Source organism: Pantoea sp. JKS000250, from assembly GCF_003201065.1.
Classification (GTDB): Bacteria; Pseudomonadota; Gammaproteobacteria; order Enterobacterales; family Enterobacteriaceae; genus Pantoea; species Pantoea vagans.
In genome coordinates this window covers 64831-90639 of sequence record NZ_QICZ01000001.1, presented here as the reverse complement: position 1 = coordinate 90639, position 25809 = coordinate 64831, and the positions used below count along the sequence as shown (strand labels likewise).

The window sequence follows — 25809 nt, the reverse complement described above, 5'->3', positions numbered from 1 at the left end:
TTTAGAGACATTACGCGCTAAGACGAGAAAGGTCAGGCGTATGCGGACGATTTCGGTTGAACTTGCGAGGCTCTTTTGTGAATAGCTCACAGTGAGGACATGAAGTCTTGCCATTCAACAACAGGATTTCTTTCATCTTCTGGCTGAGATAGCTCGGATCGCGTTTTACCCGAGAACGAAATTCGGACGGCGTACAGCCACAGTAACGGCGAAACAACCGCGCTAACGATTGTTGGCTTGAGAAGCCGTTGTCATAGCAGATGTGCGTGATCCGATTGCGCGAATTCGCTAGAGAAGTTGCCACGTTCAGGACGCGTGACATACGAATGTATTCGGAAAGCGTGTAACCCGTTATCTGACGGAATAACCGTTGAAAATGCCAATGCGTGTAACCGCTGAACTTTGTCACATCTGAAGCCTGAATTTCAGTTTTGATGTTGTCATTAATCCAACGAGTCATTTCGATTACAGTTAGTACACGCACGTTATAATTAAGACTGTCCACTTTGTCACCTCGTTTATTTGGTTTGGTCCCTGAACATTGAAATCAAATACAACTTTTAATTATTCTCGACAGCAATGAATATACGAAAAAAAGAAATTCGCATTGCTTGTGATTTTGCAATCGTTCAGCCGTGGTAAAACAAATAACCAACATTCTCATACACTTAAGGAATACCCATAAATGATAAGGTTATTTGGACTGCTGCTTTCTATCGCCGGAGTCGTATTTCTGGCAGAACATTTTCTTTTGACGAAACAATCTTTCGCAACTGATGCAGATCTCAGTACGATTCACGAAGATATTAATAATTTAATAACGGTTGTTGCTGAATGTTTCGTTATTTTGTTTGGACTTGTCCTTTTTGCTGGCAATTTCAAAGAAAAAAAAGTGATAGAATCTGTTATAAAACGAACACATACGATGACTGAAATCGTTGTTTCAAATCTTGTGAAAGAAACAACAGCAGGATCGTTTGAGCTTGATGACTCCGCTCTAATGGAGCTGGCATTGTCTTATCAGTCAGAGTGTCCACACAGAAATGTTAATGACATAATCAATCTGAAAAGCCTCGAAATCAGCTCGATTATTGAACTTTTGCCCTCGGAGGTCAGAGACAAGTTCGAACCACTCCTAAAAGCACAACTAAGGAAAATCGATGAAACAGCTCTCGACGAATGAAATCTCTTCGTCGTCGAAATGATACATAGGTAAAAATTCCGCTCAGATTGATCCTTCGTAAAAGTATCGATAAGTAATAATTCGAACGCAGGAAGTCACAACACATCGCGTTAAACTGTTGTGAAGACGTCTGAGGAAAAACCTGTAACTTCTTTTGCTGTGTGTATTTGGCCGGGGGAAATTCCGGCCTTTTTTTTGTGTCACGTTCACGCAGAACATGCATAGAAACGAATTCAATTTCATCGAATAAAGACACGACACACTCAGGTTCCGAGATCACAATGTCTGATTTAACAAGTTCAATCCCCTCAACACTCTGAGACGGCAATTCACTCCATTCATCGAACCAGCGAACAAACTTAGCTTCGTTGATTGAAAGCTTTTGGCTTCCTGTTACATGACGAGACAACGTAAACAAACCATAACCGCGAACCGATAAGACGATTTCAACATGAGAACCACGCTGAATCGTCTTGACCTCAGTATTCGTCATGACGATTTCTGATTGGTTTTCCTCAAGAAGCTGGAAAAATTCTGACTTGATCATTCTTTAGCCCTGTAAACATTTTTGTTACCTAAGGCCATGTTATAGAAGGATTTATTGCTTGTAAACATTTTTGATGACAAGATTTCGAAGGGATGATTAGGCAGGCTTAGAAAAGGGAAACGAGAGGAAGTAAGCTCATTTTGATACGCATGAAAACGCATTAAAGATAAAAATATGCGCCTGTCGTTTGCAGCGGCGGAATCCACCTCTGTTTATTTTGAGTTCCCTCACCTTCCTTGACTCTTACGGCTTCACCATCATCGATGAAGCCGTTTTTTTATCCAGTTATAAATCTGTAACCAACCCATCCTAACCAGCCGCAATAAAGCCAGATAGCGCCAACCGTTACTTGATCTAACTTTCGCGAAAACCTGTTGACGTTGACCCATGCAAGCCAAAGTGGAAAGTGATAGAGAATAATCGTAATGAATAAAGCAAGAATAATTTTCATATTATTGGTATAGAAAAAATTGAAAACTGCTTCCCTGCACTTTTTCCTGTGTTCACTGTAATCAGTATGCGATTTCAGCCATTAGGGTTTATCTTTTGCGATCAGGATGACCGAAGGATCATTAATATCCTCAGAAGATTTAAAAATGAACTCACTCCATTCCATCTGAAATTCTAACCAGTTGGGGATCTTAATGACTGAGTTTCCATCAGAACGATAAATGCTCACATCAGGACGCGTAAACGAGGCTAAAAGCCGTCCTTCCCAAAAATGAGCACTGCAAAGCGTCATTGGGCCAATCGTGATCGCAATGTTATATTCGTTGAGAAAGTAATCAAAAAACTTGTTTGCTAAGAAATGGAATGCATCTCGATGATTTGGGATCATCGAACTCCAGACAAGACATTGTGTTAATTTTTTTGAGAGCGAAGGATGTTTATTGAACAGAGGGGAGATTGATTGAGGGGCGTCAAAAAGACGAATATAGAAAAGAGTTTTAGGATCTGGTTCTTTTGAAAGAACTCGATACTCATTACAGTAAACAGATTTTACAAGTCTGAATGGCTCAGGGATAAAGAAACCAGGAAGAGAACACTCCTCTCCCGCATAACTCATAAATGTCTTTGTGGTGTGAATGTTGTGACTTTCTTCGTTAAGTTGAACAGTGATTTGCGAATATTGCATTGTGAATAACCCTGCTTTTATTGGAATATTCACAACATTCTAAGAACCTTATCAAAACTCAACTCCCAATCTATGCGAATTTTGGTGAATTTCTGTTGTCTGAATCTTTCATTTTTGAATGTCGGTCTTTGTCAAAAAGCCCGCTTTTGATTGCGGGCTGATAAAGGATTCACGAAGAAACAGGTGAAGTTGTACCATCACTGATCACAACATGTTGTCCATCTAAAGAAATCCATCTTGTGCCGTCATAATACACAACCTGCTCAACAAGGGATGTTCCCGTTTGATCAGTAAAGGTGTTAACGCTGGTAATATCTCCCAACGTTGCAGAAGCTGCGAGCAAATCAGCAACGCGCCAATGTCCGATATTCAGGAAATTCCCAGTCGTGAAAGGTATTCTCCCTTCTGTTCCGTTGACCTTAACAGCGATTTTTGTGGTGCTGTTTTCTGTCACCTGAGTTGTGTAAAAATCTAACAGTGTATTATCACCATCCGCGATAATTCCTGCTGTAGTTGTTCCCCAGGTATTCACGCTTATCGGTGTCTGAAGGTCTGTAATCGCACTCAGATCATCACTGCTGATCTCTGTCATGGTCCAGTTAACATAGCTATGAACACCTGCGTCTAGTCGGGTTGTTCCTGTCGAGGTGACTCGGACACCCATTCGACTGAATCCGGCAAGCTGGACATAAAGCCGCGTATCTGAGGTAAAGGGTTTTTCATATCGAACCGCCAGGATCCCTGAGGTTCCTCGCTGGCCATGCCATGTAACAGTATTCGTTGTTGCGCCCCGGTTCTGAATCGTAACCACACAATCGCCTTCTAATCCCCCGTTTGATGAAGATGGAGTGGCAAAACCATTGCGCGTAACAAAATGAATTCGGTAAGTTTCGGCTGTCGCTGCCCCAACGAAATAGCCAACATTAATCCAGACAGCCGATCCGCTACCTGAATTTGAATACATTTTCCCTGTGTAATGAAGGGATTCCTGTAACGATGCATTGGCATAAATGCCGTGAGAATAGATCGATACCTGTCCAGCTTCATAAGAGGATAATGTGTTTGTTTCAGGCTCCCCAGTGATGTTATTCACGCTCTTGTCAGTCGTGATGTCGATCCCTGCCCCGTTTGCGTTACTGCAACTGTATTGAGCTAAACGGGTCTGCCCCATATAGAGCGGATTGGTGTTCGATTCCATCGCAAGCGAATGAAGCGCCCATTCACCGTTAGTCAGGTTTCCAGGGTAATCACAAAACTCAATCCAGACATTCCACATCATCGCCTGAGTACAGTGAGGAATGAAGAAAACGCCATCCTGATCGCTTGTGCCGACGAAACTCTGAATTGTTGAGTTAGAAATTTCGATTGCTGTTGAATGGTCCCAGGACAGCTCACCTGAGGCGAGAACACGAATCAGGTTGTCATGGCCACGTTGAGCGTAAACCTGGCTGAATTTAGAATCCAGGCTATCAATCAGCTGGAACATCCGACCGTAAACATCCTGGATGTACATATTGAAAACGCGGACATGCTGACCTTGTGTTACGGAATTTCGGAAAAAATGACGAACGACCGTGTCACCGGCAAGACCATCTCCCTGAATCTGGAAATTTCCGATCTCTGTCCAGCGTGCAACGACATCAAAACAGATAGAGTCAGCGTCACCAATCAACCAAAGGCGCGTAGCGTTGTTGTAGCCTAATTGGTCATGGCCCAAACCCACACAGCGGAACATCGGAATTTGTGTCGTTGAGGCGGGCATTGATGAAATAGCAAACTCCCCAGCGGGAAACTGAATGCCGATTCGCTGGAAAATATTACCGCTTCCTGTATACCAGTTGAACATCGCTGTGACAGCGTCAGCGCAATCTGTTGTACCATCTGCAACCGCGCCAAACATCGTTACATCAGCTTTCGCCGGATCGATGTATCGCACCCAATGGAAATCATCATTTACAGATTGAGTCATTCCGAGATCACTGGTTCCTGCACCAGCTACAGCGATAAACGTTCCCCCGCCCTGACCCGTTCCTGAATTGTATTCTCTCAGTAAGGCTAAATGCCCTTCCTCAGCGGGAACCAACGTTGCTAGGTCAGCAAACGTATCAGCGTTTAATGGCTGTTGTTCAGTCGCGAGCGTTAACTGAGAGAGCGTAACGAAATCGTTATTATCAACCGCATCCGCACCGGCAACATTCCCTTTGAATGTCACATCAGCATTATCAATATCGATGGTATCGAGGATCGCGGCGAAATCATTTGTATTACCGAGCTTATCAGCCTCCGTTGTCGCCCTGTCTGCCTCAGTTGTTGCCCTGTCAGCCTGGGTTTGAGCGTCCTGAGCGTTTGTTAGAGTCTGCTGAATAGAATCCGTCGCGGTTTGGGCATCATTTGCGGCGCTGGTGGCGCTATCAGCGGCGTTCGATTCACTGGTTGCGGCGTTGGTTTCGCTGGTTGAAGCATTAGCTGCTGAACCTGCCGCTGCTGTTGCTGAGTTGGCGGCGTTGGTTTCGCTGGTGGCCGCTGCTGCTGCATTATCAGCAACGCTTTGTTCGCTTCCTGCCGCTGCCGTTGCTGAATTCGCCGCGTTAGTTTCACTGGTAGCGGCGTTAGTCTCGCTGGTTGCCGCTGCTGTTGCGCTTGCGGCTGCATCGCTCGCAGATTGAGCCGCCTGACTCACACTATCAGCGATATTTGAAGCTGAACTTGCGGCCTGATTTGCACTAACAGCCGCGTTTTGTTCGCTCGTTGCTGCATCTGTTGCGCTTTGCGCGGCTGCGGTCTCAGAAGCAGCCGCTGAATCTGCGGCCTGTTGTGATGTGGCGGCGCTTGCATCCATTCGATCAGCAATCGCATTCGCGGCATCAAGATTCGTCGCATCGATTCCGCGTGAAACCTCTAACCAGCTCGGCCCTGTGAAAGTTGAACCGTCTGGAAGATTCACTGTGATCTGATCGGCTGATGAGTAAACCTGTTGCCAGTTTTCTTTATCAAGATTCAGCCCGCGAATTGCCCGAGTGCTCTGATAAATGAGTTCCATCGGAACGGAAACCATTTCTCCACTCGGGACGGCACTGTAACTGACAGTTGATGTTGTGGGTCCGTCGAAATCATCAACGAGCGTTAGAGCCGTGTCAGACTGAATACTGAGAACAGGATAAGTGTAAGTTGTTCCTCCAATCACAAAGATAATGAAATCACCAGAACTGAGATCAGTTGTAAAAGTCGTTCCCGTTCCGACGACTGACGCTGAGCCATTCGTTAATGATAAAGAGCCGACTGACATAGAAGAACCCCAAAATATTAAAAAAAGAAGCCTGCATAGCAGGCTCCTGTTTCATTTAAAGCCAGGTCACTGCTTCATCAGCCTCAAAGACGAAAATATTCCCTGTAAATACCGCTTCAAAAGCGCCTCCGCGTGATGTCCAACGAACGCTTAGGGTTTGAACCTCTGCTTCTGATGCAGGAATTTCTACAGTTACAATTTCATTAATCGTATTACCACCTGACGGAGGATTTCCTGTATCAAATGAAAAAACAACATCACCACTTTCATTTACGAATTCAATCACATTTCGTTGTGATTGAATAAATTGGACAGGATCAGAAAATGTCAATTTCCTGGCAATATTTGCTGAAGGAAACTGGCAGATTGGATAAAGCTGATTCTGAACAATTGAGTTTGGGTTATTTGCAGCACCAATAACTTTATTACCAACATTCGCTGATCCGATAAAATATGTCATATATCCTCTATATATCCCATGTGATAGCACTTGATGATTTAAAAACAAAGACATTTCCGTTAAAGTCCGCTTCGAATGCCCCCCCGCGAGATGTCCACCTGACATATAAAACTTCCGTTACATCGTAAGATGTTGCTGGTATAGAGACTGATATACTTCTAGGTATAGTGTTTCCTCCACTTGGAGGGTTCCCTGTGTCGAAACTGTCAACTACAACACCAGTAGTTGTGACTAATTGAATTACATTTCGTTGAGATTGAATAAAATTCACAAGATTTGTAAATGTCAGCCTTCGGACAAATGGAGCACCGCTAAAACTTACGATTGGGTAAAGCTGATTTTGAACAATTGCATTAGGGTTATTTCGTGCTCCAATAACTTTGTTATTTGCGAATTCCGAAGCTATTAATAAATCACCCTGAATATTCTCAGCTCTCAGACTTTGAACAGTACAGGTTGAATCGACAACGACATTCGAAAGTTGTCCTGTCGTCGCAATGACTGTTCCCCGAATCGTAACATTCGAGAATTCAGCGCCTCCATTCTTGTTAATACTCCATCCTGTCGAACCTGAGACATAATTGTTCGACTGAATGAAATCCCCAATTTTCGCATTCGTTATCGAGGCATCCTGAATAAATGCCTGATTGATGAATGTCTGACCATTGAAAACACTGAATGCGAGTTGATAATTTCCTGGAGTTCCCCCTGAATAAATCCCGAACTGGTCAGCATCAAACACCACTGTTGAGACATAGCTTCCTGATGCATTCGGTGCGATACCAATTGCCATCCCACCTGAATAGAATGTTCCGCTTCGCGTTACACCGACTTCAAGAGCAAACGTTGCTGAAGCTGTTCCGTCATCAGTGACATTCGCCGTCAGCTTTTCATCAATCAACGCCTGAGTTTCACCGATCTCAGCGGTTAATTGCGTTTCAAGGTCTGCCAGTGCCTGGTTTGTGTCAGCAATCGTCGTACTTACCGTGAGGATTTCAGCTTTCACCTCGCCATATTGCGCATATTGACGATTAACGGTCGCGTTATTCGCTAAAGCATTTTCGAGTATTGCAGCCGCATTGCTGGATAAATCGCGGTTGATCCCCTGAAAAGCGGGGGAATCCTCAATTTGCTTACTGATGTCGCCGATGATGTCGGGGATGTTTTCAGACGCTTCCCCGTGGATCCAGTCAGTGAAGCCAGACTGATTCCCTGTCTTGTCCACCAGCTGCGCCCTGAACCAAAATCCCTGACCGGCTAACAGACCTTGCATCACATAAACATGACTCGGATAAGCGACATCTGAAAGCAATGTCGCATCTGTCCCTTCAGCGTTTGTCGCGTACTGAATCGTTGTCTTAAGCGTATCCTCAGTGTTATCGGGGAAACCCCATGAAAGTGTGATTCCCCAGACAACATTAGTTGTTGCACTGAACCCAACGGGCAATGGCGGGTTCCCGACTTTGCCAGTTAACTCAGTGAGCGCTGAAGTTGACCAACCTGAAGAAATTTCTGCGGCGTTAATCGCCCTCACCCTGACCTGATACGTTCCGGTATAAATCGCCGGAACCTCAAAAGAAATCGTTGAGGTGCGAGGAACGTTAATCCAGTTGCTTGAATTTCGTCGCCACTGCGCTTCATATGCCAGGGCGTTAGGTGTTGGATCCCACTGGACGCGCATTGTCTGAAGACTGATACCCTGATTCACAACACTGTATTCATCAATCACAATGTTCTGAGGAGCGTTCTGTGTTCCTGCCGGTATGACGCTTATTGGTCTTGAGTCGAGCTGAGCACCATTATCAATCGCATCATATTTCGATGGATCGTAAGCGCTGCCAGTAATACTGAAATTCCCGTCATCATCGATTGAGATCATCGAGACACGATAGAGCTGAGCTAATACCTCAGTAGACTCAACGACCCATACTGATTCAGCTTCAGGTGTTTCAGAATAGGCAACAGAGACCGTCACGATATTTTCTGCGATGGATTCTATCGTTCTCGCCTCAGACGTTCCTGAGGGCAAGTTAAGCTGTAATCTGTCTCCTTCAAGTGCATCAGGCGTTCTGTCGAGCGTAATCACTCGACCGTTTACGCTGCTGATCCGCCCTCCTGCTACGCGCCCGGACAGATATTCATCTGCAACCGCGATGATATAACCCGGCAACGGAATATCACCGTCTAAGCCGACCTGGAATGTTACGATCCTGTCCTGAGAATTAGTCAGGATCCCCCAGCGGCCTCGCCTGTCAGCCTCGCTTTGTCGGGTACAGGCTATCGCGGTTAATTCGAGCTGGTTGAAGGTTTTGTACCGCGTGACTAAATCCGGTTCAAAGACAGGTTGAACCGCATTCGCATAACCGTTATCAGGATCCGAATAGGAAACCAGCGCGGAGGTGTAACGAGTTTTAGTGTTTGAGCTTGAGTAAGCAAACTGGCCATCGATGACGTTTGCGTTTGTGTAGTTGTAATCGACGTCACGCGGCATATCAGCCAGGGCAACAATCTGATCGCCGGACCAATACGTCATCCCGCGAAATATGGCGGCGAAATCCCGAAAGACCGTATAAGCATCAGATCGGTTCTGAACATAGACATCACATTTAAAGCGCGGCTCAGTACCTGAACCTCCGAGACCATCTGGAACCAGCTCATCACAGTATTGAGCGACCGTGTAAAGCGTCCACTTATCGATGTTGTCTGCGGTCAGCCTGTCACCTAAGCCGAATCGGTCTGTCACCACCAAATCATAAAAGACCCAGGCGGGATTATCGGTCCAGGCAATTTTAAATGTTCCGTCCCATTCCCCTGTATAGGTCCGGCTGTCAGGATCATAATTATCAGGGACACGAATCATCCGCCCTTTCGGTTCACAGGTAATCTGAGGAACGTTCCCTGAGAACTGGCTTGAATCAAATTCCATGTAAAGAAGTGCGGTATTCGGATAACGCAACTTCGCATCAATGACCTCCGTGTAACTCTCAAGGGTCATTGTGTCTCCGAAACGCGCTGAATTCTGAACAGCTGTGGTCCGCGTCAGGCGAACAGTCCAGGTCGAACCATCCTGAGGAAGATCGACCCGATGACTTCGTTCATAACCTGTCGTCGTTTTCCCAGTTACAGCGGTATCAATTACGGTCTGAAATGCGCCGCCGTCCGTAGATACAGCGATGTTATAAGCAATGGAATAGCCGTTCAGGTCGCCGTTATCTTCCTGTTCAAAAAGCGATGGCCACTGGATCCTTAAACGAATGGCTGAAAGTGTTGAATCAGTAAAAGTTCGGGTAAACCCTGATGTTTCAGTGATGGTTGTTCCAACTGAAATTTCGTTTTCAGTACCCGGTAATCCCTGAATATAAGTCTGGTCCTGAGTACCGGAACGAAAATCCCAGTTCACCCCGCTGAAGTTGCTTGAGCCATCGGCATTCAGAAGCGGTGTTCCATCCAGAAAGATGTTCTGCCCTGTCAGCTCTCCCGCAAATTCACCTTCACCGAGGGCGAGGAGGATTTTCTCTTTTGCAACCGATTGAAGATCGTCAGGCTGTTCAACAGGTGTTCGCGATGATGTTGAACCACCCTTTTTCCCTGAAATGATTTTCTTTGCCATATCGCGCCCATAAAAAAAGACCGCCGGAGCGGTCTGTTCGGATGACAAAATTTATTGCTGGTCTTCGACGTAAATTCCGGCTGAGACTATCGCCCCACCGATTCGGCGCTGACCGTAAAGCAAAGGAACAGGATAGCCCTGTGAGGCGGTGTTAGTTGGAGAGCCGAAAGCATAAGAAGGCTGGTTATCTGAATCGTCTTTGTATGACAATCCCTGAGCCTGAGGCGACAGCATTTGCACGACACCGCCTAGCGTTACTGCAACCCCAGCCTGAAAGACGAAATTACTTCCGGCAATTGCTGATCCCCAGGGCGCGAAAACCGCAATCGCAATGAGTGCAACGCCTACAATCGTTTGTAATAGTCCGGCGCGTTTGCTGCCGATGATGACCGGCATAATTCGGATCACATCACCTGACACTGACTTTTTGAGATCATCGAAGCCGATGTTGCGTTTCCCGGTAAAAACAGAAAACGTCAGTCCTCGCTTTCGGCTCGAAATCATGAATTTTTCAAACCCTTTAATCGTTGCTGCAAGCGCTGGAGCTGCCTCCTGAGTTTTCGAAATCATTCGGTGATGGACCTTGCCGAATGTCTTACCCAATATCCCGCCCAGTTCGATCCGCGTCATCACCTCAGCCATTCTTGTTCCTCACTGCTGATCTTCGACATAGACGCCACCTGAAATCACAGCGCCACCTATTCGGCGCTGGCCATACAAAAGCGGAACGGGATAGCCCTGAGCGGCGGTATTCACGGCGGGACCAAAAGCATAGGAAGGCGCGTTGTCCGCATCGTCTTTGTGTGCGAGGCCTGGCGGCTGAGGGGAAAGCATCTGGATAACGCCGCCGATAACCATCGCCGCACCGAATTTCGCGATCCCGGCTCCGACTGCTGAGGCTGTACCTCCTGTGAAATAACTGATGGCCACACCGACAACGACCAGAACAGCGCCGATGATGGTTTGAAACAATCCGCTGCGTTTACTGCCAATCATCACAGGGACGATTTTGATCGTCTCGCCTGTAACCGGATAACTCAGCTCTTCAAATCCGACATTGGTTTTACCGCGAAAAACTGAGAACGTGAGGCCGCGCTTTTTACTGGTGATCATGAACGACTCAAAGCCTTTCACAGTTGCCGCAAGTGCTCGACACGCCTCCTGAGTCCGGGTTATGGAACGATAGTGAACCTTGCCGAAGGTGCGACCGAGCACACCACCCAGCTCAATTCGGGTCATCACTTCAGCCATATTTCACCCATAAAAAAACCCGCTTTCGCGGGTTTGCTGTGCTGTTCGGAATGCAAGAGAGATATGCGGCGGCGAACCGCCGCACAGATGCCCTTACCGGTTAAGTTCGTAGCTCAGACCTGCATCGACCTCTAAGATTTTCGTTTTGATCCGAAAATCACAAAGTCTGTCACGTTCAAGCAACACAAACGCAAGAACAGTAAGACAGATGATCACGGTTAGAACCGTGGGTTTGTTTAGCATTCTGAGCCTCCTAACGTTGCCTTTCGGCGTGTAAGGGGCTAATCTAGAGTTCTCACGCACTAGGATCGCCCCGGTTGAATTGAAAGATTCGCTGGGGCTTTCTTTTGCCTGCCGTTCACTCATGCTCCCGGCAAACATCCGAAAGCACAGCGCCATTATTCTAACATTCCGATAATTAAAAAACCCTTCATATTGAATACTTTAGTTATCAAAGTGTGCGAAAAACATTTTATGAACACTGGGTTTTGTCTCTCGAATCTTCGTTAAAGAAGATCCTTATATCTGACGATTTTCATCGTCCTTTCACGCCAGTAACCGCCGTAAGGCGTTCTGTTGCTAGGACGGCCATAAAGATGGTGAAGCATCATGTTTCCATCAAGCATCACGCCAGCATGATTCCATTTTTTCGATTGAATCTGCATCATGATTAGATCCCCTGCCTTCGGCTTGCCGGTAAACTCGCGGAATCCGCATTCATACCAGTTATCTCGATAGAGATTTTCAGGGTGATCGTCCTCCCACCACGGATAATCAACGCGGTAATCGTTTAGCTCTATGCCGTGGACCTGTTTGAAGTAGCTCATGACCAGCCCCCAGCAATCAGAATGCCCCAGCACAAACGGCCTTTCTATCAGGGGAAGCTCGCCCCTGGGATAGATCGTCTTTAAATCACCCTCCGGCCAGCTCACAATCACCCACGGAACCGCGCTGTCATCACACATCGCCCTGTCAAGATGACTGGGTTGAGTCGTGGCGTCAGGATGACTGTGAACGATAGCCGTGATAACCCCCAGGTCTTCGGCTTCGGCGAAATCCTTAGGATTGAGAATGAATTGTTCACGCGGATTTTCAGAGAGGTTTCGGCAAGGAAAGTAACATTCAGCGTCATTGTTCTGAACGACTACACCACAACATTCAGCGGGATAATCCCGTTTGGCATGGTCGAAGATTGCGTTTATGATCCCCTGGTCCATTAGACACCCATAAAAAAACCCGCTTTCGCGGGTTGTCAGGCTAGAAAAGCTTACTCATCAAATTTAACCTGAGCGATTCATTGTAATACTGTGCAAGAAATTTATCTTCTTTAAGAATGAAAATCCCCATCTGGTGCTCCAGCGTCTTGAATAAATAAAGCTCATAAGAATCAATAAAAAGCTTGAGTTCACACCTAAACTTTTCAAGCGCACGGAGATAAAGCTCCTTGCATTTTTCCTTCACAGGCAAATCTAATCGATGATTATGAGCCATGCCAAAACCATTCGCCATTAAAGAATAATTTCCGTGATAAGTCATATAATGGTAAAACTTATAAACGTTATTAAGGTAAAAGAAAGCATAATCAAACTTTTTTGAAAATGTGTCTCTGTCCCGCTCCATCAGACTTAGCAAAGAACGATCTGAAATTAAGTCAAGAACACCATCAAAATTAAACTGACCATCATGGGAAATCAGAAGCATCACGCACCTCAAAAACCCGCCTCAGCGGGTTTAACTGTGTTATTCGACAACGCGAATGAAATCGTGAACAACCGGATAAAAGTCATCAGGAAGCTCAATGAACGAAATATGACAAGAATCCTTAAATTCAACATAACTTGAGTTCGGGATTTCTTTCGCGATGAAACGTGATCCTGCTGGTGGCGTTAACCAGTCCTGAGAACCGGCGATAACCAGTGTAGGGACAGTGATTTTATGGAGTTCACGACGAACGTCATAAGTTTTATAAATATGGTTCACAAACCGATTTAGCATCGGAATCGAAATCCCGGTGAAGTTGCGAACCAGGGGCTGGAACATATCCATTTTATCTTTTGCCAGGAAATGTGGCCCCGCTTTATCAAAGCAAGCTTTCACCGTCTCTTCTGTGATAATGCCCTTTCCGTAAACCGTCAAGCACGCCTCAACGACATCAGGCGGCGCACGTTCAACGAGCGTTGGAGATGGGATGTTATCAATCACTTTATCAAACGAAGGCGAGGTGTTAACCAAAATCAGCGCCTTAAGTTTTTCCTGATGACGAAGCGCGAAGTGTTGAGCGACAAACCCACCAGCGCAATGGCCAACGAGATAAACTTTGTCGAGACCCAAATGATCGATGATTGCTGCGACATCATCAGCCAGGTTTTCAAAGGTGACAGTTGAGGCATCTACACCTAATGAACGTCCTGATGCAGGAAGATCGATGTAAATGACCTGGCCGAAAAAAGTCAGAATATCCAATCCGCGTCTCAGATAACCATGATCAAAACCTGATGCGCAATGAATCGCCACAAAAACAGGTTTCTTTGTCATTTCAGGCGTAGAGGCGTTCAAACCTTCTCCGATAACATCAAAGAAAATGCTTTTACCGTTAACATTTGCAAACATATGAACCTCATGAAGTTAATAAAAGCAGAGGTATAATCACTTCCTTATAGATAAAAAGACTCCCAACATGCACATTCTTTAGTTGTGACTTGCAATAAATGCCTTCACAATTGATTTGAACTTTTCAGGTTCCTCATTAAATAAATAATGCCCGGATTCTTTAAACTCAACGAAGGTTGAATCATATAATTTTTTTGACAGCATAAATGATCCGACCGATGGAGTGGCCCAGTCATAAACACCGCTCATGACTAATGAAGGTGTTTTTACAAGACTGATTTTCCCATGTGAATTAAAGAATGGAACCAGACGACGATAGTGATTCACGACATCGATTTTTGCCGTTACATAATTAAAGATTGATGCAAACATTTCGCCATTCTGAGGAGCCATAAAGAACGGTCCTACCTTGTTGAAATATTCTTTAAACTGTGACTCAGTCAGAGGAAGCGGGCTGTAATAGAAATTATGCGCTATATCAAGCAACTCGCCTTCGGTACGGTCTTTGAGGAAAGGCGTTGGATAGCCCTCCTCTTCTTTCCCAGGTAAAACCGTCATCCCCATAGAGCTTGAGACCAGAATTAAGCCTTTCACTGTTTCGGGGTGACGCATCGCGATTTTCTGAGCAATGAAACTGCCAGAATCATGGCCAAAAATAAACGCTGATTGAATGCCGACAAGTTTCATGAACTCATAAACGTCGTCAGCCATGCGTTCAAACTGAATTGAAGAAAGTTTCACGTCTGACGAGCGGCCCTGTCCACGCATATCAACATAAATAATCTGACAATCCTCACTGAGATCATCGAGACCTGGACGAAGATAAGCATGGTCAAAGCCATAACCGCCAGCCAACGCAATCACGATGGGTTTTGAGCTGAGTGGAGCCGCCTGTCCCTCAAGATCGGTCCCGACAACATCAAAGAACAATAATGTCTCGTCGCTGAGTTCCGCAAACATGATGACCTCTGTTCAGTAAGAAAGAAGATAATAAGAAAGGAACATGAATAAACTGATCAAAGTGAGCGATCATGTTCTTAACAGCGAGGTTCCTGGGAATCCTCCGAAAGAAAGCGGGTTATCCTGCCCGAACCTTAATTTGCATCCAGTTATTGAGCCTGAACAAACATCAAGACTTGGATCATCGACAGGATTATTAAACTTATCGAAATAGTTGGTCCCTGCGTAGTCACAACCATCGCCTGAACGATATTTACCGCGCATACACCAGGTGCAAACCGCATGAAGCTGTCTCGTAGGAATTTGCAGCCCCTGGAGATCCATCGGACTCGATAAAGCAAACTCAACCTGAACTTTGGTTTCACTTGATTTTTCATCGATGTAAAACACCCGAAGCTTTTCCTGTGTCGGATCGGCATTCAGGTTTCCATCTTCAAAATTTGCGGCGTCAAGGTATTGCGCCAGCGTGTCATGAATCGATACTTTCGCCTGAAGCATGTCCTGAAACTGCAAACACAAAGCTGTTATCGATCCGTTCAGGTTTGCCACGGTTAAGCGGGGATTGGGTGCGCTGCCGGTTGTTGATGTTTCCAGGCCTTCGATCTTACAAGGCCACGCGGAATACTCCTCACCCTGCCAAAAAATCGATTTTGCGGGTAACTGGGTTTCATCACCGTTAGCGGCGAGGATTTCAGCTTCAGTATGGGGGATGTTGTGAGAATGGAACCGTAACACCTCATCAACGCCAAACGCCGACCCGTCAACCTCATAGAGCCGGATTTCACTTCCGGGTTCAAGTTTTTGATAATCGCTGGTCAAACTCATGGGGCGAAAGCCTGTGTGAATGTTGCGGTCATTTCGAAGAGTCCTGCTCCGAGAGCGGTCGGGTTATATGAGGAGCATCGATATAACCCGAGTGATTCACCTGGTGGTTCCCAGGCAAAAGACTGATAGCCCTGACGGGCATCAAGAAAGGTTTTTATTTCATCAATGAATTCTTCAGTTCCAGTGAATGTCAGGTTCCAGTTTTGAGAACGATTGTTGATTCCATTTCCTGCAACTTGTGTGTAACCATCTCCAAACTGAATAGAACGAACATTAAAGGTCATATCGCCCGAGGCGTTGATTCGGGCGCACCAGGTAAAAGTTTCGATGGCCATGCTCTACCTTTTAGCGTTTACCTTTGACCACGCGCCCTATATCACCATCATCCCTGAGGTCTCGGGCGAGATTTCTTTTGTAGCGTTCATCGACAAAGCGACCGATTTCATTACCGAATTGACGCCAGTCAGCGCTATTAGTGGTGGATTGGGAGCCTGAATCTGATATGGAAATGTTGACCTGAACACCTCCGCTTGCACTTTGTGAGTTCGAGCTGAGTCCACTGGCTTTTACACCCAGCGATCCATCTGAGGCGCGTTGTAAGGGAATGATTGCCTCGGGTCCATCCTCTCCCATTAATCCCGCACCGCTCGCAAACCTGAACAATGTTGGCGTGCTGACAATAGAATTACTAAATGCACTGAGGCCCGCTCCATAGACGCCTCCTTTGGCGTTAGCTGTCGCGGTTCCACTAAAGAGGCTGGATAATCCTGAGCCGATAGAACCCAGTAACCCACTCGCACCACTGAAGAGATTTGAGGCGGCGGCCTGAACTGCGACTTTCTCAATCATCTGTAAAACTGAAACAGACCATTGCTTCCAGCTGACAGTGTTTCCCTCTAACGCCGAATTGACATTGTCCAGCGCTGAACTCATGGCTGAACTAATATCACTTTCAACTGCTGATGAAATATCGCCAGTGGAATCGACCCAGTTTTGAAAACCAGTTTGCGCACCATTCAGCCAATCTGACTGAAGGGCATCGATTTTCTTATAATAATCCTGCTGATCAGTGATTCTTGTTTGTAAAGCCTGCTGAAGCGCTGAGGTCTCACGATTATAAACATCATCATTAATATCGCCGCGCGTTCGTTGATTATCTAAATCCTGTTGTTGTTGTAGATAATCTTGACGAATATTGATGATGTCCTGTAAACGTTGCTTTTCCTGATCCCCTAATCCAAATCCACTCGTATTAATATTGTTTGAGGCGCGAGCGTTTTGATTTTGGTTCTGAAGATTAGTAATAAACTGCTGAACAGTTAGATTATCCTGATTGGCTTTCTTAACCGCATTAAGCCGATCAACCTCAGTAGCCAAATCCCGAAGACGATTTTTCTGAGATTCGTTGAGATTTTTAAGGTTGCCATTTTGTAAATTAAAATTCAGGGTCTGAAGTTGAGTGACCTGGGCTGATCGCTGCGCACTGGTGTTAATGGTCGCGATCATGCGCTGATATTGAAGTGTTGCGTTACTATATGCACTGGCCAACTGTTTAGCGGCCTGGCCAGCCTGGTTAGAATCCCCTTTATCAAGTTTTAAATTTTGCTGAACGGTAGCAGGCTGAGTAGGAAGCGCGATGTTACCTAGCTTGAGACTGTTAACCCCTGAATTTTGCTGAGCATTATAGGCGGCATACCCCCCCGCTTTAAATCTATCGCCTACTTGCGAAAGTAACGTTGTAAATTGCGCTGCTCTGGCGGCAATCGTACCAAAATCAGCAACCAATGACGCTACGCCACCAACGAGAGTAGTCAGCCCTTGCAGGACGGTAGGATCGGTGAAAACTGTTCTAAGCTGGTCTAGCCCACGTTGTAAAGGAGACAAATCGACCTGGGCGAGTCCTGCGGCGATTTGTGTCTTAAGTCCTTCTACCTGGCCTTCCAGATCACGAAAAAAGTTTGAAACCTTAACCAGCCCCTGAATCTGATCCTCGCTCGGTGCGATTCCATAATCTTTAGCCGCCTGCTTGAAGGTATTCAATTGCTTGTTATTGTTCTCAAGCAAAGGAAGTAGCCTGGAACCGTCATTCACCAGACTTTCAAGAATGTTAGTTTTACCAGCGGTAGAGAGGTTCGACTGATTCAACGCATTGCCGATTTCAGTCAGGATCTTGTCAGGTGACAATTTTTGAAGTTTGGTAGCCGATAACCCGAGAGTGTCGAGCGCCTGGGCTGCATCACCAGATTTATTCAGTACGGCATCACCGATTTTATCGTTGATGTCTTTGAAAATATCCGAAATCTGATCGCCGGCGATACCGGCTTGTTTTGCTGCATACTGCCACTGAAGGAGGTTTTGAGTAGAGACCCCGAGCGATTTGGCCCATCGATCAGTTTCTGCCACCTGGTCAGCAGTATTCTTGACGAGCGAAAGTGTAGCTGAACCGATCCCCGCTGCGGCGCTGCCTGCGGCAACTGCAACGCCTGCGAGCGCTGCCCCGACATCTAAAGCGGCGGCTTTCACGTTTTTGCGCCATTTGTCAGCCGACCTTTCAGCCTGGGTCATGCCAGAAACAAAGCCACCCACTTTCGCTATCAGGTCAATCGTTAACGTACCGAGCGATCTCGCTGCCATATTGACCCCGTAAAAACAACTCAGTGTTCGATTAGAATGAGGATGTGAATTAGTGCCATGTATTCATGGCCTCTTTGAGAGAAATCGGCTGATCAGATTCTTGTTCCGGTTCCGGCTCATCAAAATGTTGGGTGAAATCAGTAGGCGTGAAGGCGGGATGTTTCGGATCACGATTGGTGTTTGCGATCACACTGGAAATGACTCCACTCGCCCATTCAGTTCGCAACCCTGGATTTAGAGAGCCGTATTTGTTTCGGTAAAGCGTCCATTTTTTATATTCAATAATTGACAGCCGTTCTTTTGCCTCAGCAATGGTTTTGCCGCCAATACCGTTCAACACTAGCTCACACCAGAATTCGTCTTCTTCGGTGAGCTTGTAGCCTTCCCCAAATCATTCACTTCCTGAATCGCAAGCAAGAGCGAAATCGTCAATGCACCATCGAGAGGACCACGATCAGGATCAGCTTCTCCGGTTATGTCCTGAACAGTAAAAACCGGCTTACCTTCTTCATCGCAGATAGATGCGGCGATTCGTCCGGCAATACCATCAATTTTCCCACCAATCGCCATGATGTCAGATGTAGCAGTTTGATAACCCATAGGACGAATAAACACCGTTGCCTTAAACGTGTTCTCCCCCTGCTGCCACTCAATTTCGCGTTCAACAGGTCTTCCGGTAAACGCGCCTAAGGTTTTCAGGTTTTCTATGGTCAGCTTCATTTTTTACCTATAAAAAACCCGCCGAAGCGGGTTAGTTTTTATCTTTTATCATGATGAATACATGATTTTCACACCATCATTCAGATTGAATCTGAACTGTTGAGAACCATTCTGAAAATAATCGACTTCAATTATCGCTGATTTATGGCGTTTGACCTCTCTCATAAACCGCTGACCGTCAATGACCTCCATGATGTTATTTGCAGAACCGACAAGTGTAGAAACACGAAAACGTTCAACCTTTCCACCATCAAAACTGACAGAAGCATAACAACCGTCATATTCACACAGAAACTGACCGTCAGTTGTTGTTAAGAATACCCTGTTGATTGAAGAGCGAGGTTTATAGGCTTTCACATCTTTAATCGGCTTGCTGGTGGTTGCTATGTTCAACCAGGCGCCTTTGTTATAAGGAAAGCTGAATACATGCTTGTTCAAAGAACTGTTATTGCCGAATTCAGTAGTGGTCTGGCGAAGATCATCATGTTCAAAATGGTAATGCCAGTTCTTCTCATTGGTTTCGATTTTTCTTACCTGTTTGACAGGAAGCGTTGTCGAAAGATGAGAGAGCTTGTCAATAACCTCTTCTCTCTGAGACATAACAGGTTCATCCTGAGGAATAGGATTCGCTTGAACATACCACTGATAACCCACCACCAACGCCACAACAACCGCACAACCACCAATTTTTAAATTTTTCACGTTCACATTCCTTCACTTCAATGAAGGGAATGATACTTTGTAGATACATGGGAAAGTTATCAATCTGTGCTCATGACCCTGAATCAGCAACTTTAGGAACCCAAATTCCTGCTCCTGATCGCTGAATGGTTCCCGTTGACTGAACAACCGTGTTCGCCTGGAAATCAAAAGGGAAATCCGAGACATACCCCTTAAAAACGTACCATGTACGATCTGTTGGTAAAATTAAACCGTCAACAGCATCATCGGAATTCGAATCATCAACAGTGGGTTCAGTGTCACCATCACTCCAGCCGATAGCAAACACCAAATCGGATTGATCTGCTGTTTCTGCCAGATTACTCAGCATCAGGTGAGAAGCGTTGTTAGGATCAGCGTTTAACGTTAATGAAGCCTGGGCAGGCGTTCGAAGACCTTTTTTATAAGTTCGCGTGCTTTTCTCACTCAGACAAGTGTCCTCAATCTGATCAGCCGGAGAGGATCCTGGGTTAAACGCCGTAATACATTCGATTTCGCCCACGCTGACATTGTTGTAAACATATAACTGTGTACCTTGCGTTAACACCGACATAATTTCTCCAGACGAAAAAAAACCGCCTCAGGCGGTTGGTTTAAGAGGATTGACGGAGAACCATCCAGTCAACATCGAATGAATAGCGAAAACTTTTGGTTTCATCATCTAAGACCTGGTCTCCCCAGCGCGTAATATAACTGTGAGGTTCTATTGCATCCCGGATCGCTAAGGCAATATTGCGTGATTCACTTGAGGAGAGTGAGAAAATATCGATTTGGAGTGAGAATGTATCGACATCAGGCAATGTTCCTAAAAACATTTGTGGAGACCCGGCATAATTTTGAAACGTTGCGTAGGGATAGGTTGGTTTTTCAGGTTTATTGGCAAAATCATAAAATCTCAAAATCTTTGGTCCCAATAAACTCAAAACTTTCGGATCGTTGAATACAACCTCAAATATGGGCGCACCCATCATGACGGGTTACTCCTCTTTTGAGCGCGTTTGATTGCTCTGTCTAAGGATTTCTCATATTCTGTCGAAAACGTATGTAGAACATCATTGAGACTCGCCTCCATAGCAGGACGCATAATCGGCCTTGCCTGCATTTTCTCTGTCCCAAACTCAAGCAGACGCCAATGAGGAGTAGGCGCGTTCTCACTCAAATCAGGATGATTCTGAAGCACTGCTCCGTGTAAAACGCCGATCCTGAAAGCGATGTTCCCATTTTGCCGGAACTCACGTCCGTTCCATCTGAGAGCAATGTTATCTTCGATAGATCGACCTGTATGAGGGTCATCAAATCTGGCGGCGTTCTGCTTAGCACGATTAACAATGATCATCCCAGCTTTACGCAACGCGGCGCGACCGCCTCGACGACGAACATCATCGCTCACCTCAAAAAGCTTACCTAACAGAGAATCCACGCCGATTATTGAAAAATCCAGACCATCAGCCATTATTAACACCTTCTGTGCATGGAAGTGTCAAATAATCGAGACCAGACCAAAGATCGGGCAAAATTGCTGCAATGTTATAAATCTGACCACGGAACAGAATTCGCCAATCGCTGTTAACATCATCACGATAACGAATAGTAATGCGAACCCGAATCTCAGATTGAATCGCATTGGCAGCGATGAATTCTCGTCCTGAAAGTGGAGCTACCTCTGCCCAGACTGAAGCCTGAGTTTCCCAAATTTCAGTGATTTCACCTGTCACCGGATCCTGAACATCCTCATGCGACTGGAGATCAATCTTGTGTTTCAAAATTCCGGCCCGCATCACTCATCCTCGCGGCTTGCCGTTCAGATAAGTCTGAGTGGCATGTTCAACTTCTTCAGCGATTAACGAATCATAAATAACCGCAACAAGACTTTCGTTCGATTCAGCGAGTCGTGTGATTGCTTCTGTCTGCGCTTTTATCGCCTCGATCAGTTTTTCTTCCAAATGCTCTCTCATAGGCTAAACGGGCCATTTTCTTGATCCACGCTCGACGCGCAGCACAACCTGAACAGGCCATTACCGTTCCTCATATGATGGTGGGTTTTCGAAGTGAATAAATCAGGCTGGTGACAGTAAAGGGAAGATAACCCTGATGATATGTCGTTTCCTCTTCCCCATTTCGGACCCGATCTAAAATTCCCACGAGTAATAATGTTGCCATTTTAACCCGGTCAAGTTCATTAGTTCCCTCTATCACCTCTCCATCATCATCAACCAGGACATCGCGAGAACTCTGGATGTAATCAAGAATGCTGGCACTGGCTGAATAGATTTTTTGCTGAAGTTCATCATCACCCGCCGTTGTATCAATGCGAAGATGAGCCTTAGCCTCATCGAGTGTCACGAAAGCAATCATTCACGAGATCTCCCGTCACGGCCTCTTTTCACTGCAAGACGCCAGCCAGAAGAACCGATGTCGTTTGGCCGGTCGCTGGTTTCTTCAAAACAATGCCAGATGGAACCACCGAACGTTACACAGTCGCCAGGATAATATTTGGTGCCAGAATGATAAACATCCCGATAAATCATCACCGGAATATCAAAACCGCGTTCTTCAGTTTCACCGTTCGATTTCGATAGGGTAACTTTGAAATGACGATCATCAGAAACCGTTACGTCAATGTCTTTGAGACCATTCAAAACACATTCAAAACCGCTTAATCCCGCTGTGTTCTGATATGCTCGCCACAAGCCTCCGTTATGTATGGCATAGGTTCCGCGAGGATAGCTTTTATTCACATCAATTTGAGGGATGACCTCAATTTGAAGTCCGTCTTTCCCGTCCTGGCCATTTGAGGGTTCAGGAATATGAATCCCTGTCATCGCCTTTTCTACCGCCTGAGAAACCAATTCGTCAAAATCTGGAAGAGGTATCTTTTCAGGTTCTGGCAAGCGAATTTGTGAAACTGCCTCTGAGATTAACGCTTTGATGTCCGGCAAAGGTTCGGGTTCTTTCGGCTGCGGGATCTTAATTGCATCAATCGCCTTTCGAACCATTTCACCGATATCGGGCAAAGGCTCAGGTTCAGGCATCGGATATTCCGAAACCGCCCTTTCAAGTAACATGGCGATGTCCGGCAACGGTTCAGGTTCTTTCGGTTGTGGGATCTCAATCGACTCAACCGCCTCTTTCACCATTTGCTGAATATCAGGAAGAGGTTCTGGATCTTTTGGCTCAGGCAACTGAATTTCAGAGACCGCATCCTGAATCATTTTGTGAAAATCAGGAATTGCAACTGGTTCAGGTTTAGGTAACTCAATCTGAGCAACTTCAGAACGAACTAGTGCCTGGATGTCAGGCAATGGTTGAGGCTCAGGAAGCTCAAGATTTTTAATCGCCTCCTCCACCAGCTGCTTCACGTCAGGGATCGGAATCTCTATGCGCCCAATCGCCTCGCGAATTAACTGGCCAATGTCAGGCAACGGCTCGGGTTTGGGAAATTTGATGTTAGCAATTGCCGATTTAATGATTTCCCTGAAATCAGGCATAGGCTGAGGTTTCGGGATCTCAATCTTACTGACCATATCCTTCACCATTGCTTCAATATCAGGTAATGGCTCAGGCTGAGGAATATCGATTCCATTCACAGCCTCAAAAATCATTTTCTTAATATCCGGTAAGGGTTCCGGTTCAGGTAAAGTGATTTCAGAAACAGCTTTTTTCACTAATTCCGTTATATCAGGCAATGGCTCAGGTTCAGGGATCACAATCTGACTGACGGCATCAGCGATCATTTGTTTAATGTCGGGAAGTGGTTCAGGTTCGGGGATTGAGATTTCTGAAAACGCTTTTTTCACCATGCCATCAATATCAGGAAGCGGTTCAGGTGTGGGAAGAATCAGCCTGGCCACGACCTCATCAATGATTTCATTGATGTCTGGAGGAATGACAGGTTCAGGTTCAGGTAAATCAATGTCACCTACGGCTTTCCTGACCATTTCAGACAAATCATCAGCAGTGGGTAAAACTTTAACAGATTCGCTCACCTGTTCAAAAACTATGCTTTTAATATCAGGTAATGGTTCAGGTTGAGGTAAGACAATTTTACTCACTGCCTCTTTAACCATCAAATTAACATCAGGAATTTCAGGTTGTTCAATTTGAGCGTAGACATTAGCGGCAATTGCTGATTCGTCAATTTCGCTTTTTTCAAGTTCAGTGACGCGTTCTAACAATGGGACAAGTAATTTCTCAATTTTATCGAGTGAATCAGAAAATTTTTTACCCTCTTCCATTTGCTTATTAATCACTTCTTCCTGAATGTCAATAATATTTTCTTTTTCTGATAGTAGATTATCGAATTCCCCTTTTAATTCCTCGGTTGCCTCTTTCAAACGATTATCTATCGATTGCCGGATGATTTCCGCAAACCCTCGTTCTCGTTCTGTAATCATAGGAGCTTCCGTGAATAAATTTGGTTGCGTTGTTATCAGTTCGGTAAAGGCTCGGGCATCATCTGAAGAGGGAGGCTGATTAGGATCATTCCCTGGTGTTGGATTCGGATCGTCATCAGTCTGTGTAGTGGTGTCAGTTGAGGTCTCGCCGGTAGAAAATGGGTTATCCTGAGCATCACGTTTTGCGAGTGCTGCGAGAGAATAGTTTTGTTGTTGAAGATAAGGTGTGTCACCCCCTTCAACAGGTTGCATATTCTCCTTAATACGCGCCTCATTCGGTGCAAGAAAACCTGAGCCGATTCCGTCACCATAGGATTTATATCGTGCTGCTGTGTCCATCCTGAGGAGACGCGAATGATCGAACTCAACACAGGTTTGTTCATCAAGGTCGAACGTGTCAGCAATCAACCCTTCAATCGCTGTCATGTGGACCTGTAGACACTGCGAGTAATACGCCTGTTCAAGTGCTTCGATGTTGTTATATGAGGGGGTCTGACCTGTATCGATTTTATAAAGTGGAACTCGGAAGGTTGAGGCCACGAGCTGGTTTGAGAGATTGAGTTGTTCCACCAGCTGCGAATCAGTCGCAGTCTGAGAGATAACATTGAACGTTGCTCCATCAGCGAGTAACGCAGTTTTCCCGGCATTCTCACCTGTATAACCTGAGTTCCAGTTATCTTTGATTTCTTTGGCTTTGTCCTGGTCAACAGAGCCGGGAACGGTAATGATCCCTCCAGGCTTGCCACCATTTTTGAAAGTATGGGCTGAATTTCTCAGCATTGCCTCTCCACCAATCGCCGCAAGACCGGAGGCATAAACAGGTGAAAGGCCGCAAAGAGGATGAAAAAAGGTGTTGAATCGATCATGGATAAGCTCTCGGGCTGGGACATATAAGCTCCCAGGAAGACCGTTGAGTTCATCAGTCAAAATCGAATAGAAAATTTCTCCGTCATCAGAGATATATGGGATGACACGACGAGGATCCAGAACCCTGAGCTGCTGAACACGATCACCGGCATCACGCAGTTTCAAAATATAAGCGTTGCCATGCGCAAGTTTTGAAATCATCCAGAGTTCAAAGAACTGCATCGATGTTTGATAGAAATTCGGTTTAAGAAGCAAAGGAGATAATTGAGGATTATTCCCCCTAACCCAAATGCCGTTAGATTGACGGCGTTTTACCGTCATTGGCATTTTTGCTATATCAGCTGAAATTAATGAAATACAACTAAAAATAGCCGGGTAAGCCAAAACACTATCAAGGTGAATTTCAATATTTTGTTGCCAGGCTCCAGCATAGGGTTCAAGAATCCGACTCCATGCACCCGAATTAATTGAATGTAGGGCTTTCTTTTCTTCCTTTGCTTTTCTGCGAAGAAAATTAAACATCGATGGAACCCCTTCAGATCACATAACTTTCTTTGGTCTGCCTCGGGTTTTCTTTTCTACATTAAGCAGAATTTCGACAAGGCCA

The 25809-nt window shown here is 45.6% G+C and carries 27 protein-coding genes; 1 reads left to right on the top strand and 26 read right to left on the bottom strand.

Annotated elements, in window-relative coordinates; all coding sequences use genetic code 11:
• Positions 1-10 precede the first annotated feature (10 nt).
• Entirely contained in the window at positions 11-505 is a 495-nt protein-coding gene (locus tag BY447_RS00490; protein ID WP_097097449.1) for a helix-turn-helix domain-containing protein, read from the bottom strand.
• 180 nt (positions 506-685) lie between these two features.
• On the opposite strand from BY447_RS00490, the gene BY447_RS00485 reads away from it, so the two are divergent.
• Positions 686-1183, top strand: a complete 498-nt coding sequence (locus BY447_RS00485; RefSeq protein WP_097097450.1) for a hypothetical protein — start codon at positions 686-688, stop codon at positions 1181-1183.
• On the opposite strand, the gene BY447_RS23125 is transcribed toward BY447_RS00485, so the two are convergent.
• The 25 genes from BY447_RS23125 to BY447_RS00375 form a co-directional block, all read right to left on the bottom strand.
• Positions 1113-1730, bottom strand: coding sequence for a hypothetical protein (locus BY447_RS23125; RefSeq protein ID WP_141400254.1), 618 nt, complete (start codon positions 1728-1730; stop codon positions 1113-1115). The genes BY447_RS00485 and BY447_RS23125 overlap by 71 nt on opposite strands.
• 532 nt (positions 1731-2262) lie before the next feature.
• Complete coding sequence (locus BY447_RS23120; protein WP_146210975.1) at positions 2263-2865, bottom strand: hypothetical protein; 603 nt, start codon at positions 2863-2865, stop codon at positions 2263-2265.
• Positions 2866-3034: 169 nt separating this feature from the next.
• On the bottom strand, positions 3035-6151 hold the full coding sequence (locus tag BY447_RS00475; RefSeq protein ID WP_141400256.1) for a hypothetical protein: 3117 nt from the start codon (positions 6149-6151) through the stop codon (positions 3035-3037).
• 55 nt (positions 6152-6206) lie between these two features.
• The gene (locus BY447_RS23115) at positions 6207-6611 is read right to left on the bottom strand and encodes a hypothetical protein (protein WP_097097453.1); all 405 of its coding nucleotides are present in this window, start codon (positions 6609-6611) and stop codon (positions 6207-6209) included.
• A 7-nt stretch (positions 6612-6618) separates the two neighbouring features.
• The gene (locus BY447_RS00470; RefSeq protein ID WP_097097717.1) at positions 6619-10221 is read right to left on the bottom strand and encodes a host specificity protein J; all 3603 of its coding nucleotides are present in this window, start codon (positions 10219-10221) and stop codon (positions 6619-6621) included.
• Positions 10222-10272: 51 nt separating this feature from the next.
• Positions 10273-10863, bottom strand: a complete 591-nt coding sequence (locus tag BY447_RS00465; protein ID WP_097097454.1) for a tail assembly protein — start codon at positions 10861-10863, stop codon at positions 10273-10275.
• A gap of 9 nt (positions 10864-10872) precedes the next feature.
• On the bottom strand, positions 10873-11472 hold the full coding sequence (locus BY447_RS00460) for a tail assembly protein (RefSeq protein ID WP_099686947.1): 600 nt from the start codon (positions 11470-11472) through the stop codon (positions 10873-10875).
• Between the two features lie 93 nt (positions 11473-11565).
• Positions 11566-11715: a Hok/Gef family protein gene (locus tag BY447_RS23315; protein ID WP_176519180.1), complete on the bottom strand. Its 150-nt coding sequence runs from the start codon at positions 11713-11715 to the stop codon at positions 11566-11568.
• Between the two features lie 263 nt (positions 11716-11978).
• Complete coding sequence (locus BY447_RS00450; protein WP_097097456.1) at positions 11979-12689, bottom strand: C40 family peptidase; 711 nt, start codon at positions 12687-12689, stop codon at positions 11979-11981.
• A 40-nt stretch (positions 12690-12729) separates the two neighbouring features.
• The gene (locus BY447_RS00445; RefSeq protein ID WP_097097457.1) at positions 12730-13173 is read right to left on the bottom strand and encodes a hypothetical protein; all 444 of its coding nucleotides are present in this window, start codon (positions 13171-13173) and stop codon (positions 12730-12732) included.
• A gap of 39 nt (positions 13174-13212) precedes the next feature.
• Positions 13213-14082, bottom strand: a complete 870-nt coding sequence (locus BY447_RS00440; RefSeq protein ID WP_097097458.1) for an alpha/beta fold hydrolase — start codon at positions 14080-14082, stop codon at positions 13213-13215.
• A 78-nt stretch (positions 14083-14160) separates the two neighbouring features.
• A complete protein-coding gene (locus BY447_RS00435) occupies positions 14161-15042 on the bottom strand; it encodes an alpha/beta fold hydrolase (protein ID WP_097097459.1) in 882 nt (293 codons plus the stop codon).
• Between the two features lie 69 nt (positions 15043-15111).
• Positions 15112-15867: a phage minor tail protein L gene (locus BY447_RS00430; protein WP_097097460.1), complete on the bottom strand. Its 756-nt coding sequence runs from the start codon at positions 15865-15867 to the stop codon at positions 15112-15114.
• Positions 15864-16202 (bottom strand): phage tail protein, encoded by a 339-nt coding sequence (locus BY447_RS00425; protein ID WP_097097461.1) that lies wholly within the window; start codon positions 16200-16202, stop codon positions 15864-15866. Before BY447_RS00425 ends, BY447_RS00430 begins: the two co-directional genes overlap by 4 nt.
• A gap of 10 nt (positions 16203-16212) precedes the next feature.
• Entirely contained in the window at positions 16213-18501 is a 2289-nt protein-coding gene (locus tag BY447_RS00420; RefSeq protein ID WP_097097462.1) for a phage tail tape measure protein, read from the bottom strand.
• A 49-nt stretch (positions 18502-18550) separates the two neighbouring features.
• Complete coding sequence (locus BY447_RS00415; protein ID WP_199226957.1) at positions 18551-18841, bottom strand: phage tail assembly protein T; 291 nt, start codon at positions 18839-18841, stop codon at positions 18551-18553.
• Complete coding sequence (locus tag BY447_RS00410; RefSeq protein WP_097097463.1) at positions 18841-19221, bottom strand: phage tail assembly chaperone family protein, TAC; 381 nt, start codon at positions 19219-19221, stop codon at positions 18841-18843. Before BY447_RS00410 ends, BY447_RS00415 begins: the two co-directional genes overlap by 1 nt.
• A 48-nt stretch (positions 19222-19269) precedes the next feature.
• Positions 19270-19923: a hypothetical protein gene (locus BY447_RS00405; RefSeq protein ID WP_097097464.1), complete on the bottom strand. Its 654-nt coding sequence runs from the start codon at positions 19921-19923 to the stop codon at positions 19270-19272.
• Between the two features lie 70 nt (positions 19924-19993).
• A complete protein-coding gene (locus BY447_RS00400) occupies positions 19994-20494 on the bottom strand; it encodes a phage tail tube protein (protein WP_097097465.1) in 501 nt (166 codons plus the stop codon).
• Positions 20495-20534: 40 nt separating this feature from the next.
• Entirely contained in the window at positions 20535-20912 is a 378-nt protein-coding gene (locus tag BY447_RS00395; RefSeq protein ID WP_320204501.1) for a DUF3168 domain-containing protein, read from the bottom strand.
• Positions 20909-21394, bottom strand: coding sequence for an HK97-gp10 family putative phage morphogenesis protein (locus BY447_RS00390; protein ID WP_097097466.1), 486 nt, complete (start codon positions 21392-21394; stop codon positions 20909-20911). The genes BY447_RS00395 and BY447_RS00390 overlap by 4 nt, the downstream gene beginning before the upstream one ends.
• Positions 21387-21719 carry a phage head closure protein gene (locus BY447_RS00385; protein ID WP_097097467.1) on the bottom strand — a complete coding sequence of 111 codons (333 nt, stop codon included), beginning with the start codon at positions 21717-21719 and terminating at the stop codon, positions 21387-21389. The genes BY447_RS00390 and BY447_RS00385 overlap by 8 nt, the downstream gene beginning before the upstream one ends.
• A gap of 3 nt (positions 21720-21722) precedes the next feature.
• Positions 21723-21884 (bottom strand): hypothetical protein, encoded by a 162-nt coding sequence (locus tag BY447_RS23310; protein WP_176519111.1) that lies wholly within the window; start codon positions 21882-21884, stop codon positions 21723-21725.
• 82 nt (positions 21885-21966) lie between these two features.
• Positions 21967-22296 carry a head-tail connector protein gene (locus tag BY447_RS00380; RefSeq protein ID WP_097097468.1) on the bottom strand — a complete coding sequence of 110 codons (330 nt, stop codon included), beginning with the start codon at positions 22294-22296 and terminating at the stop codon, positions 21967-21969.
• Positions 22293-25724, bottom strand: coding sequence for a phage portal protein (locus tag BY447_RS00375; RefSeq protein WP_097097469.1), 3432 nt, complete (start codon positions 25722-25724; stop codon positions 22293-22295). The genes BY447_RS00380 and BY447_RS00375 overlap by 4 nt, the downstream gene beginning before the upstream one ends.
• Positions 25725-25809: the final 85 nt, after the last annotated feature.